Origin of the sequence: Caulobacter sp. CCNWLW153 (assembly GCF_036889365.1) — a bacterium.
GTDB lineage: Bacteria > Pseudomonadota > Alphaproteobacteria > Caulobacterales > Caulobacteraceae > Caulobacter > Caulobacter radicis.
Genome location: NZ_JBAKFV010000009.1, coordinates 32,570 through 45,147 on the forward strand (window position 1 = coordinate 32,570; position 12,578 = coordinate 45,147).

A 12,578-nucleotide genomic window follows, 5' to 3' on the forward strand; every position below is an offset into this window, starting at 1 on the left:
GCTCAGGCCTCCAGGGCGCGCTTGTGCAGGCGGGTTATGGCGTCCAGCGACGAGAGCAGGGCGCCCTCCATCCAGCAGCCGACATACGAGGCGTGCTCGCCGGCCAGCACGATCCGCCGGTCCATGGCCACCAGGGTCTGGTAGTGCTGCTTGCGGGTCTCCTCGGTCCAGCGGGCGCAGCAGCCCAGCGCCCAGGGCACGCGGCTCCAGGCCACCGAGGCGCCGTTCGAAAATTCCTTGCGATAGCTCTGCGGGTGCAGGACCGAGCCCTGTTGCAGGGCGACCTCGATGCGCTGCTGCGGCGTCATGCCGGCCAGGCGGTAGGCCCCCATCTCCCGGGCGAAGGCGCCCAGCAGCACGGCCGGCCCGTTTCCGAACAGGTTGTTGTTGGGATAGGAGATCAGGGCGATCTCCTGGTCGGTGAAGCTGTGGCCGCCGTAGATGGAGTCTTCCTCCTCCCAGAAGCGCCGCTTCATCTCCAGGCCGATCTTCACCTGGCCCGAATAGGGCACGGCCTTGATGGCGGCGGCCAGGTCGTCGCTGATCTCGCTGTCGATTTGGCCGAGGATCGAGAGAGGAATTGTGCAAACGCACCAGTCGGCCTTGGCGGTCTCGACCTTGCCGGTGGCGGTGTCGGCGAAGGTGACGGCCACGCCCCTGTCGTCCTGGGCGATCTTGGTGACCTTGGCGTTGAAGGTGGTCAGGCCCTCGACCTGTTTGGCGAAGGCCTTGCCGATCATGTCCATGCCGCCGACGGGCTGGAACATGGTGGTCTGCATCTCGTGGCCCATGAAGAAGGCCATCGAGGTCCAGACCTGCGGGTCGAGTACGTCGTGCAGGGCGTAGAGGTCGGACGGGATCGGCGCGCCGTCGATCCCGCCGCCGGGCGGCCGATCATAGCCGCGGTGGGCCGAACTGCGCAGGCCCTTGGCGTAGCGGTAGTCGCCATCGAGCATGCCCCAGCCCCTGAGCGCCTCCAGCAGCTTCTCGCGATCCTCGGGCGTGACCGCGTTGTCCAGCGCCTTAGTGTTGATCGACTTGGCCAGCAGTTCGGCGACATTGCCCTCGAAGTCGGCCGCGGCCGCCTTGAAGCGCACCGGCTTGCCGCCGAACGCGGTCGAGGAGTGGAGCCAGGTGTTGTGGTTGAACTGGATGAACGGCTCCAGCGCCACGCCGAACTGCTTGCAGTAGTGCAGCAGGGTGCGGTGATGGTGCGGGATGCGCCATGGGCCGGGATTGAAGTAGTTGCCGGGAGCAAAGCCGATCTTCTGGGTCGCGCCGCCCAGCTCGGTATAGGTGTCGCCACCCCGCAGAGACCAGTTCCGGCCGCCCGCGCGGCCCTGGTATTCGAGGATCCGCACCTTGTAGCCGGCGCGGGTCAGCTCATAGGCGGCCAGCAGGCCGGCGAGGCCCGCCCCCAGCACCAGCACCGAGGCGCCGGGCCTCGCGCCCGCAAGGTCTGGCGGGCCGTGAAACTGGGTCTCGGCAGCGTGGCCGAGAGTGGTCATGGCCTGGTACAGCGCCGCCGTCCCGCCCACCTGGGCGATCGCGGTCAGCAGCTGTCTTCTGGTCGGTACGCGGACTCCGTCTGGCATGTGCTCGGCCCTATCCCCTTCGCCGCCGCCCGCGACGAGGCGGCGCTGGGCCGAGCTAAGCAGGGCGCCCGTCGCCCCCGCCGCCCACTTTGTTCGCGTGGCGGGCGGATGGGTTCGCGGATCACCGTTCCGCAGCGTTCGGAAGATCGGGCTGCGCAGGAAACGGGCAGGCGGGTGGGCGAGGGCGGCGCGGGCCTCAGGGAACCGAGTCGAGCGCCCACGGCCCGAACGCCTCGCGGGTCTTCAGGCGGGCGTAATAGGCCTCGACGGCCGGCAGGGCGTCGCGATCTATGGGCGAGGCGGCCCAGCGGTGGACGGAGACGCCCAGCACCACGTCGGCCAGGGTGAAGGTCTCGCCGGCGGCGAAGGCGCCGGTGCGGTCCAGCTGGCGATCGAGCAGGGCCATGGCGCCGTTCCAGGTGCGGATACTGGCGGCGATCTGGGCCGGGTCGTCGAAGCCGGGCATCCGCCGCACCAGGCCGGCGAAGGCGTAGCGCCAGGCGGTGTTGAGCTCGGTGGCTTGCCAGTCCATCCACTGCTCGACGGCGGCGCGGCCGCGCGGCTCGGTGGGCAGCAGGGCCTCGCCGCCGACGTGGCGCGAGGCGAGATAGCGGCAGATGGTGTTCGACTCCCACAGCGGGCCGTGCTCGTCGATGATCACAGGCACAAGGGCGTTGGGATTGAGCGCCAGGAAGGCCGGATCGCTCGTCGAGGCGTAGCCCGTGCCCCAGTCCTCGCGCGTGTAGGCGAGATCAAGTTCGCCACAGGTCCACAACACCTTGCGGACGTTCAACGACGAGGTGCGGCCCAATATCTTGAGCATGGGGATCTTGAGCATGCGGGCCTCCGTGGCGCCGCGATTTCTAGCATTTCGGATGCGGCGGCCGGCGGAGAAAATCTGCAAGGCGCGACGGGCGACGACTCGTTATGTAGTCAAATTACATAACGAGGGGATTTCATGCTGTTTCGCTCCGTACTGCTCGCCGGTTCGCTGCTGGCCGGCGCCGCCCACGCCCAGGGCGACGTCTATGCGCTGGGCGAGGTGCAGGTGACCGCCCGCAACGCCGCCGGCGAGACGGTAGGCGGCAGCACGGTCAAGGGCGAGGATCTGCGCAGGTTCGACAAGGCCAGCGTCGACCAGGCGCTGGACCTGATCCCTGGCGCGGCGGCCGGAAACAGCGGCGGCTCGCGCAACGAGCGGCTGGTGTTCATCCGCGGCTTCGACCGCTTCCAGACCACCCTGTCGATCGACGGCGTGCGGGTGTTCCTGCCGGCCGACAACCGCATCGACTTCGCGCGTTTTCTCACGGCCGACCTCTCCGAGGTCCAGGTCTCCAAGGGTTATGTCTCGGTGCTGGACGGTCCGGGCGGCCTGGGTGGGGCCATCAACCTGGTCACCCGCAAGCCGTCGCGGCCCTTCGAGGGCGAGATCCGCCTGGGCGCGGGCTTCGACGGCGACGGCTCGCTGAACGGCAACACGGTGTCAGGCCGCATCGGCGGCAAGACCGACCGCTTCTACGTCCAGGCCAGCGGCGCGCGTAGCGAGCGCACCCACTGGCGGCTGCCAGACGACTACAAGGCCACCGCGCTCGAGAACGGCGGCAACCGCGACCACTCCGAAAGCGAGGACTGGCGGGTCAACCTCAAGGCCGGCTTCACGCCGAACGCCACCGACGAGTACTCGATCACCTACACCCGGCAAGAGGGCGAGAAGAACGCGCCCTATCACGTCACCGACACGGCCAGCACGCGCTACTGGTCCTGGCCCTACTGGAACATCGACAGCCTGGCCTTGCTGACGCGGACGAAGATCGCCGACAACGCCGTGCTGAAGGCCCGCGTCTATCGCAACACCTTCGAGAACGCGCTCTATTCGTGGGACAACGCCCGCCAGAACAGCCAGACCCTGGGGCGCGCTTTCCGCTCCTATTATGACGATGTGGCCTATGGCGGGAACCTGGAGCTGGACGTCGACGTCACCGCGTCCAACACCCTGAAGGCCGCCGCCTTCTATCGCCGCGACGAGCATGTCGAGTGGCAGCAGAGCTTCGCCCCCGCCGGGACCGAACCGCGCCAGACCGTGATCGAGGACACCACCTCGGTCGCCCTGGAGGACACCCAGCGCTTCGGCGACAAGGTCGACCTGGTGGTCGGCGTCTCGCGCGACCGCCGCGACCTGGTCACCGCCCAGGACTACAACTCGAACGCCTTCGTCTTCTATCCGCTGACCGACGACGTGGCCTGGAACGGCCAGGCGGCCCTGGTCTGGCGACCGCTGCCGGACGTGCAACTGCACGGCAGCGTCTCGTCGCGCGCCCGCTTCCCGACCCTGTTCGAGCGCTACAGCGCCCGCATGGGCCAGGCCGTGCCCAATCCGGACGTCAAGGCCGAGCGGGCGATCAACTACGAGCTGGGCGGCGCGGTCGACTTCACGCCGCTGCTGAAGATCGAGGGGGCGGTGTTCTACAGCGACGTGCGCGACGCCCTGATCCTGATCCCGGTGGCGCTGGGCCCGCCCTACGGCACGGTCAACCAGACCAAGAACGCCGGCGATGGCGAGTATTATGGCCTGGAAGGCGCGGCGACCCTCAAGGCGAGCGATCACCTGACCCTGGGCGGCAACTACACCTATCTGCACCGCAAGCTGACCGACCCGACCAACGCCGCCTTCCGCCCGACCGGCACGCCGGACCACAAGCTGTTCGTCTACGCCGACTGGACGCTGAACGACCGCCTGTCGCTGACGCCCAGCGTCGAGGCGGCGTCCAAGCGCTGGACGGTGACCTCGAGTTCGCTGGTCAGCCCCGCCCGTTACTACCGCACCGGCGGCTACGTGCTGGCCAACCTGACGGCCCAGGTGACGGTGACGCCCAAGATCGACGTCATCCTCGGGGCCCGCAACCTGCTGGACCAGAAGTACCAGCTGGTCGACGGCTTCCCGGAGGAAGGCCGCAACTTCCGCGCCGACCTGCGGGTCAAGTTCTGAGGAGCCTCGCCATGCGTCTTGCCCTGATCCTGGCCGCCGGCCTCGCCCTTACCGCGCCGGCCGCCCTGGCCCAGACCCAGCCGGACGCGGCCTGCGCGCCCGGCGTCGAGGCCGGCCTGCCGCCGGAGCTGGCGGGCTGGACGGCAAAGTCGCCGCTGACGGCGGCGACCTCGGTCGCGGACCTGCCCAAGGCCGTGCTGGCGCCCGGCCTGGCCTATGCCGCCGCCCTGTCGCCGACGCCCGAGGTGGCCTACGCCGTGCAGCCGGAAAAGCCCGGCGGCACGGTCAGCAAGGGCGGCCTGTTCTCGCTGAAGGTGGAAACGGCCGGTTCGTACGTGATCGCGCTGGGGACCGGCGCCTGGATCGACGTGCTGAAGGACGGCGCGGCCCAGCGCTCGATCGCCCATGGCCGGGGCCCGGCCTGCTCGACCGTGCGCAAGATGGTGACCTTCGACCTGGCGCCCGGCGACTACCTGATCCAGATCTCGGCCAACGCCCAGGCTGAGCTGCCGATCATGGTCGCCCGCAAGCCCTGACGCGACGAGGGGCGGAGACGTGAAGCTGGAGGTCTACGGCAAGGCGCTGGCCCTGGCGGCCGGCCTGCTGCTGAGCGTCGCCTTCGCGCCCGCCGCCGTCTCGAGTTTCGACTGGAAGCTGCCTGAGGGCGTCGCGCCGCCGCCGGTTCCGATCGACAATCCGATGAGCCAGGCCAAGGTCGAGCTGGGGCGCAAGCTGTTCTACGACGCCGACCTCTCCATCGACGGCACGATGTCGTGCGCCACCTGCCACGAGCAGAGGCGCGGATTCACCGACAGCAACCGCACCCATCCGGGCGTGCATGGCGATCCGGGCAAGCGCAACGTCCAGACCCTGGCCAATGCAGGCTACTTCCGCGCCCTGACCTGGGGCGATCCGGGCGTGAAGACGCTGGAGGCCCAGGCCCTGATCCCGATCGCCGGGACCAGGCCGGTGGAGATGGGCTTCGCCGGCCAGGAGGCGGTGCTGGCCGCGCGCCTGGCGGGCCAGGCCTGCTATCGCAGGATGTTCGGCGAGGCCTTTCCCGAGGTTGGCGGCGAGGTCAGCATGGTGACGATCGCCAAGGCCCTGGCCGCCTTCCAGCGCACGCTCGTCTCGTTCGACAGTCCGTATGATCGGCGTCGACGGGGCGAGGCCGTCGCGGTGTCGGCCGAAGCCGAGCGCGGCGAGCGGTTGTTCAAGGCCGGCTGCGCGAGCTGCCATGCCGGCCCGCTGTTCACCGACGCCGACAAGGCCCGCTTCCACCGCATCGACGCGCCCTTTGCCGGCGACCAGGGCCTGGGCGACGTCACGGGCGAGGCGGCCGATGCGGGGCGCTTCCGTACGCCTTCGTTGCGCAATGCAGCGCTGAGCGCGCCCTACCTGCACGACGGCTCGGCGCCGACTCTGGAGACGGCGATCCGTCGGCATCGCGTGGCGATGCGCCTGGGGGATCGCCAGGTCGCGGAGCTCGTCGAGTTCCTGGGTACGCTGACCGACGAGACCTTCGTCACGGATCCGCGGTTTTCCCTGCCTAAGCCTGGGTGCGGGCCCTAGTCTTCCGGAGCGGCCCCAATCGCAGCGGCCATGGCGGCTTGGGCGGCCGCGTTGGCGGCTGCGGTTGCTTGCTCTACCTTTTCCATCGCCGCGCGCATCGCCGCCTCCTCCGCCGCCAGGGCGGCTTGGATGGCTGGGTTGGGCTGTTTCATCGCCGCCTCGGCAGGGGCGCTCGGCGGTGCAGGCGGGGCGGCGTCGAGGATATTCTGCGTCGCCTCGCCGGCGCTGGCGGTGTCGACCGACAGCAGCGTCGAGACGCCCTGCGTCGTCGAGGCCTGCATCGTCTCATAGGACTGCTGCTGGCTTTCCGTCGCGTTGTGGGCGGCGTTCGACAGGGCCTGCGCGGTGGCCTGGAACAGGTTGCCCATGGCGATGGCGGGCGCGTCGCCCAGAACCTTGGTGTTCACCTGGCTGACGGAGTCGGTGATCTGGTCGTTGACGTTGGTCGGGAAGGCCATGGTCGTCTCCGTGCTGGATCAGGCGGCCTTCAAAGGAAAACCGCGGCTCATCCCTATGGATGGCCGCGGCTTTCAGAATAGGAAATTTCGCACAAGGCGCGGGAGGGCGGGGCCCTCCGCCGATCAATCCTCGTCCATCTTGAGGGCGGCGATGAAGGCTTCCTGCGGGATCTCGACCTTGCCGAACTGGCGCATCCGCTTCTTGCCTTCCTTCTGCTTGTCCAGAAGTTTGCGCTTCCGGCTGGCGTCGCCGCCGTAGCACTTGGCGGTCACGTCCTTGCGCAGGGCGCGGACGGTTTCGCGGGCGATGATCCGGCCGCCGATCGCCGCCTGGATCGGAATGACGAACATGTGCTGCGGGATGAGCTCCTTCATCTTCTCGCACATGCCGCGGCCGCGGCTTTCGGCGCGGCTGCGGTGGACCAGCATCGACAGGGCGTCGACGGGCTCGCTGTTGACCAGGATCGACATCTTCACCAGGTCGCCGGCGCGGTAGTCCTCGAGCTGGTAGTCGAAGCTGGCATAGCCCTTCGAGATCGACTTCAGGCGGTCGTAGAAGTCGAACACCACCTCGTTCAGCGGCAGGTCGTAGATGACCATGGCGCGGTTGCCGACGTAGGACAGTTCGCGCTGCATGCCGCGGCGGTCCTGGCAGAGCTTGATGACGCCGCCCAGGAACTCGTCCGGGGTGAAGATCGTGGCCTTGATCCAGGGCTCGGCGATCTCTTCGATCTGCATGACGTCCGGCAGGTCGGCCGGGTTGTGCAGCTCGATCTCTTCGCCGTTGCGCATCTTGATCTTGTAGACCACCGACGGGGCGGTCGCGATCAGGTCGAGGTCGAACTCGCGCGACAGGCGCTCCTGGATGATCTCCAGGTGCAGCAGGCCCAGGAAGCCGCAGCGGAAGCCGAAGCCCAGCGCGGCCGAGCTTTCCATCTCGAAGGTGAAGCTGGCGTCGTTGAGGCGCAGCTTGCCGACGGCGGCGCGCAGGTCCTCGAAGTCGGCGGCGTCGACCGGGAACAGGCCGCAGAACACCACCGGCACGACTTCCTTGAAGCCCTTCAGCGGTTCGGCGGTCTGCTTCTTCTCGTCGGTGATGGTGTCGCCGACGGCGGCGTCGGCCACTTCCTTGATCGAGGCTGTGAAGAAGCCGACTTCGCCCGGGCCCAGCAGCGCGACGTCGGTGGCCTTGGGCGTGAACACGCCGACCTTGTCGATGCGGTGGGTGGCGCCGGTCTGCATCATGCGGACCTGCTGGCCGGCCTTCAGCGTGCCGTCGAAGATGCGCACCAGCACGACCACGCCGAGATAGGCGTCGTACCAGGCGTCGACCAGCAGGGCCTTCAGCGGCGCGTTGCCGTCGCCCTTGGGGGCGGGCAGGCGGGTGACGATGGCTTCCAGCACGTCGGGGATGCCGATGCCGGTCTTGGCCGAGCATTCCACCGCGTCCGAGGCGTCCAGGCCGATGACGTCCTCGATCTGGGCCTTGACCCGATCGACGTCGGCGGCCGGCAGGTCGACCTTGTTGAGGACCGGGACGATCTCGTGGTTGTTGTCGATCGCCTGGTAGACGTTGGCCAGGGTCTGGGCCTCGACGCCCTGCGAGGCGTCGACGACCAGGATCGAGCCTTCGCAGGCGGCCAGCGAGCGCGACACCTCATAGGCGAAGTCGACGTGCCCGGGCGTGTCCATCAGGTTCAGGACATAGGTCTCGCCGTCGGCGGCCTTGTAGTTCAGGCGCACGGTCTGCGCCTTGATGGTGATGCCGCGCTCCTTCTCGATGTCCATGTTGTCGAGGACCTGGGCGCTCATCTCGCGCGCGGTCAGGCCGCCCGTGGTCTGGATCAGGCGGTCGGACAGGGTCGACTTGCCGTGGTCGATGTGGGCCACGATCGAGAAATTGCGGATTTTATCCAGGGGCGTAGAGCTCATGCGCGTGCGTCTATCACATTTGAACCGCTTCGCGAGGGGGCGTGACGGGTTTGCGTCATCGACCCCGTTCACGGCGGCCGTCAAATCGTCTAATCCGACGCGATGATCCAGCGTCGACGACCCGTCCCCTTCGAACTCGGCCCCGTGCACTTCATCGGCATCGGCGGCATTGGCATGTCCGGCATCGCCGAGATCATGATCCGCATCGGCTACACCGTGCAGGGCAGCGATGCGAAGGCCAGCGCCAATACCGAACGGCTCGAGAAGCTGGGCACGCGCATCTTCGTGGGCCACGACGCGGCCAATGTCGAAGGCGCCTCGGCCATCGTCTATTCGACGGCGGTGAAGGCCGATAACCCCGAGATGGTCGCCGGCCGCGAAAAGCGCCTGCCGCTGGTTCGCCGCGCCGAGATGCTGGCCGAGCTGATGCGGCTGCAGTTCTCGGTGGCCGTGGGCGGCACGCACGGCAAGACGACGACGACCTCGATGGTCGCGGCGCTGCTCGACGCCGGCGGTCTGGATCCGACGGTCGTCAACGGCGGCATCATCAACGCCTACGGCACCAACGCCAAGGTCGGCGAGGGCGACTGGATCGTCGTCGAGGCCGACGAGAGCGATGGCTCGTTCCTGAAGCTGAAGTCGACCGTGGCCATCGTCACCAACATCGACGCCGAGCACCTGGACCACTGGGGCGACTTCGACGCGGTGAAGAAGGGCTTCCAGGACTTCATCGAGAACATCCCGTTCTACGGCTTCGCGGCCGTCTGCACCGACCACCCCGAAGTGCAGGCCCTGACCTCGCGCATCGAGAACCGGCGCCTGGTGACCTACGGAACCAACCCGCAGGCCGAGGTGCGCGTGCAGAACGTCGAGATGGGCCCCGAGGGCGCCAGCTTCGACATCGCCATCTCGCCGCTGGAAGGCGAGACCATCCGCTACGAAGGCCTGAAGATGCCCATGGCGGGGCACCACAACGTGCTCAACGCCACCGCCGCCGTGGCCGTGGCCCGCGAGCTGGGCGTCGACGCCGAGGCGATCCGCGCGGGCCTTGCGGCCTTCGGCGGGGTCAAGCGCCGGTTCACGACCACGGGCGTCGCCAATGGCGTCCGCGTGGTCGATGACTACGGCCACCACCCGGTCGAGATCGCCGCCGTGCTCAAGGCCGCCCGCGCGGTCAGCCAGGGCAAGGTGATCGCCGTGGTGCAGCCGCACCGCTACACCCGCCTGCGCGACCTGATGACCGAGTTCAGCAGTTGCTTCAACGACGCCGACACGGTGATCGTCGCCGACGTCTACACGGCCGGCGAGCAGCCCATCGAGGGCGTCGACCGCGACCACCTGGTCGAAGGCCTCAAGAAATTCGGCCACCGCCGCGCCCTGCCGCTGGAAAGCCCGGCGGCCCTGCCGGCGCTGATCGCGGCCGAAGCTGTGAGCGGCGACCTGGTGGTGCTGCTCGGCGCCGGGGACATCACGTCCTGGGCCTACGCCCTGCCGGGTCAGCTGGAAGCGCTGGCGAAGTAGTTTTCGCTCGATCCCTTCCTTCTCCCCTTGCGGGAGAAGGTGGCCGCGTAGCGGTCGGATGAGGGGTCGCGCGGCGAGGCCGAGAAACCCCTCATCCGTCGTCCTCCGGACGACACCTTCTCCCGCAAGGGGAGAAGGGGAGACGAAGCGATGACCTGGAAGACCAATCTCCCCGCCGTGCGCGGCAAGCTGCTGATCGACGAGGCGCTGGCCCCGTTCACCTGGTTCCGCGTCGGCGGCCCGGCTGACGTGGTGTTCCTGCCGGCCGACGAGCAGGACCTGGCTGATTTCCTCAAGGCCCTGGACCCGGCCGTGCCGGTGATGGCCATCGGCGTCGGCTCGAACCTGCTGGTCCGCGACGGCGGCGTCGAGGGCGTGATCATCCGCCTGGGCAAGGGCTTCAACACCGTCGAGGCCCAGGGCGACAACCGCATCAAGGCCGGCAGCGCCGTGCCCGACGCCATCCTGGCCCGCAAGGCGGCCGAGGCCGGCATCGCGGGTCTGGAGTTCTATGCCGGCATCCCCGGCACGGTCGGCGGCGCGGTGATCATGAACGCCGGCTGCTACGGCTCCGAGACGGTCAATGTCGTCAAGTCCGTGCGCGTCATGGACCGTGCGGGCGTGGTGCGCGAGCTGTCGGTCGACGACCTGCACTACACCTATCGCCACAGCGCCCTGCAGGACGGCGAGGCGGCCATCGTGCTCGACGCGACCTATGAAGGGACCGCCGACGAGCCGGCCGCGATCAAGGCCCGCATGGCCGAGATCACCAGCCGCCGCGAGACCACCCAGCCGATCCGGGAAAAGACCGGCGGCTCGACCTTCAAGAACCCGCCGGGCCACTCGTCGTGGAAGCTGGTCGACGAGGCCGGCTGGCGCGGCAAGCTGTTCTCCGCGAGTGGGAAGGAGGGCGGGGCGATGTTCTCGCCGCTGCACAGCAACTTCCTGATCAACACCGGCGAGGCCACCGCGGCCGACCTTGAAGGCCTGGGCGATACTGTCCGCGCCGACGTGCTAGCCAAGACCGGCGTCCAGCTGGATTGGGAAATCAAGCGGATCGGGCGTACGGCCTGACGGCCGCCCCCTCAGTCGCTCCGCGACGGCTCCCCCAGAGGGGGGACGTTTTCAGCTTGCTGAGAGTTGGACGGCCCTGGCCGCTTCCCTCTCCGTCGCCTTCGGCGACACCTCTCCCACTGGGAGAGGGTCTCTGATCACACATCCTTCTTCGACAGATACTCCGCCACGTCGATCTCCTTCTCCCACCGCGCCACGGCCGTGGCGATCGACAGGTCGCAGGTGACGTTGGGCACGGTGCGGATCATGTCGAGGATGCGGTCGAAGGGCAGGATGAAGCCGACGATGATCGCCGTCTGGGTGGGGCCGACGCCGATGGTGGCCAGCACCGCGGCCAGCACGAACAGCGAGCCCGAGGGCACCGGCGCCACGCCCATGGCCACGATGGTTGTGGTGATCGCCACCAGGGCGTAGTCGGCCAGGGTCAGCGGCACGCCGAAGGCCTGGGCGGCGAACATGGTCAGCATGGCCACGTACATCGCCGTGCCGTCCATGCCGATCGTGGCCCCCAGCGGCAGGACGGTCGACGAGATCGACGGCTTGATCCCCAGGTTCTCTTCCGCCACCCGGATCGCCACCGGCAGGGTCGCCGAGCTCGACGAGGTGGAGAAGCCGACCAGGATGGCGTCCATGCAGCCGCGATAGAACGGCAAGAGTGGCAGCCAGGCGCCCAGCCGCACCACGGCGGCGTGGGTGACGAAGGTCTGGATCGCCGCGCCGATGATCACGCAGACGCCCAGCTTGGCCACGTGCAGGAAGGTCTCGGGCCCGTTCGTGCCCATGACCACGGCGATCAGGGCGAAGACGCCGAACGGCGCGGCCTCCATCACGAAGCCGACGATGCGCAGCATCACCTCGCTGGCGCTGGCCAGCAGCCGGGCGACCGGTTCACCGTCCTTGCCCGCGACGATCACGCCCGCTCCGACCAGAACGGCGAAGAAGATGATCGCCAGGGTCTCGCCCTCCGCCAGGGCCTTGATGGGGTTGAGCGGCACGATGCCGATGAACAGCTCGGCCGGCGATTTCGGCGGGGCGACGGCCTGAGGGGCGGCGTTGTGCAGGTCGGCGCCGACGCCGGGACCCAGCAGGGTGGCGATGGCCAGGCCGATGCCGACCGCGATCAGCGTGGTCAGCACGTACATGGCGATGGTCTTGACGCCGATGCCGCCCAGCCGCCGGGCGTCGCCCAACTGGGCCACGCCCGAGGCGATGATCACGAAGACCAGCGGCGCCACCATCATGCGGATCAGCCGCACGAAGATGTCGCCCATCCATTTGAGGCTGGTCGCGCCTTCGCCCCAGAAGTAGCCGACCACGGCCCCGACCACGAGGGCGGCGAGGATCCGTTTCCACAGCGAGATCCCGAACCAGGCCTGCAGCGGGTTCCTGCGGCCAGGGGGCGAAGGCGGGGGCGGCGCGTCGGCGAGGGCGTCGGTCATG

At 68.6% G+C, this 12,578-nt stretch carries 10 protein-coding genes; 5 read left to right on the forward strand and 5 right to left on the reverse strand.

What is annotated here, in order from left to right; translation table 11 throughout:
• Positions 1-2: 2 nt before the first annotated feature.
• Both V6S85_RS14830 and V6S85_RS14835 read right to left on the reverse strand, forming a co-directional pair.
• The gene (locus V6S85_RS14830; RefSeq protein ID WP_334349381.1) at positions 3-1,595 is read right to left on the reverse strand and encodes a flavin monoamine oxidase family protein; all 1,593 of its coding nucleotides are present in this window, start codon (positions 1,593-1,595) and stop codon (positions 3-5) included.
• 196 nt (positions 1,596-1,791) lie between these two features.
• Positions 1,792-2,433 carry a glutathione S-transferase family protein gene (locus tag V6S85_RS14835; protein ID WP_334349382.1) on the reverse strand — a complete coding sequence of 214 codons (642 nt, stop codon included), beginning with the start codon at positions 2,431-2,433 and terminating at the stop codon, positions 1,792-1,794.
• A 120-nt stretch (positions 2,434-2,553) separates the two neighbouring features.
• Here V6S85_RS14835 and V6S85_RS14840 point away from each other — a divergent pair, with 120 nt between their 5' ends.
• Genes V6S85_RS14840 through V6S85_RS14850 form a run of 3 tightly spaced genes read left to right on the forward strand, consistent with a single transcriptional unit; the run spans position 2,554 to position 6,153 of the window.
• On the forward strand, positions 2,554-4,581 hold the full coding sequence (locus tag V6S85_RS14840; protein WP_334349383.1) for a TonB-dependent receptor plug domain-containing protein: 2,028 nt from the start codon (positions 2,554-2,556) through the stop codon (positions 4,579-4,581).
• Between the two features lie 11 nt (positions 4,582-4,592).
• The gene (locus V6S85_RS14845) at positions 4,593-5,117 is read left to right on the forward strand and encodes a homogentisate 1,2-dioxygenase (protein WP_334349385.1); all 525 of its coding nucleotides are present in this window, start codon (positions 4,593-4,595) and stop codon (positions 5,115-5,117) included.
• Between the two features lie 19 nt (positions 5,118-5,136).
• Positions 5,137-6,153: a cytochrome-c peroxidase gene (locus V6S85_RS14850; RefSeq protein WP_207780692.1), complete on the forward strand. Its 1,017-nt coding sequence runs from the start codon at positions 5,137-5,139 to the stop codon at positions 6,151-6,153.
• On the opposite strand, the gene V6S85_RS14855 is transcribed toward V6S85_RS14850, so the two are convergent.
• Both V6S85_RS14855 and lepA read right to left on the reverse strand, forming a co-directional pair.
• The gene (locus V6S85_RS14855) at positions 6,150-6,611 is read right to left on the reverse strand and encodes a RebB family R body protein (RefSeq protein WP_207780693.1); all 462 of its coding nucleotides are present in this window, start codon (positions 6,609-6,611) and stop codon (positions 6,150-6,152) included. The genes V6S85_RS14850 and V6S85_RS14855 overlap by 4 nt on opposite strands.
• A gap of 123 nt (positions 6,612-6,734) precedes the next feature.
• Entirely contained in the window at positions 6,735-8,543 is a 1,809-nt protein-coding gene (lepA, locus tag V6S85_RS14860) for a translation elongation factor 4 (RefSeq protein ID WP_334349386.1), read from the reverse strand.
• Between the two features lie 102 nt (positions 8,544-8,645).
• Between lepA and murC the strand changes: the two genes are divergently transcribed.
• Both murC and murB read left to right on the forward strand, forming a co-directional pair.
• On the forward strand, positions 8,646-10,064 hold the full coding sequence (murC, locus tag V6S85_RS14865) for a UDP-N-acetylmuramate--L-alanine ligase (protein WP_334349387.1): 1,419 nt from the start codon (positions 8,646-8,648) through the stop codon (positions 10,062-10,064).
• A 150-nt stretch (positions 10,065-10,214) separates the two neighbouring features.
• Positions 10,215-11,138 carry a UDP-N-acetylmuramate dehydrogenase gene (gene murB / locus V6S85_RS14870; protein ID WP_334349388.1) on the forward strand — a complete coding sequence of 308 codons (924 nt, stop codon included), beginning with the start codon at positions 10,215-10,217 and terminating at the stop codon, positions 11,136-11,138.
• A gap of 137 nt (positions 11,139-11,275) precedes the next feature.
• Here the strand turns inward: murB and V6S85_RS14875 are convergent, their stop codons facing one another.
• Positions 11,276-12,577 (reverse strand): dicarboxylate/amino acid:cation symporter, encoded by a 1,302-nt coding sequence (locus V6S85_RS14875; protein ID WP_334349389.1) that lies wholly within the window; start codon positions 12,575-12,577, stop codon positions 11,276-11,278.
• Position 12,578: the final 1 nt, after the last annotated feature.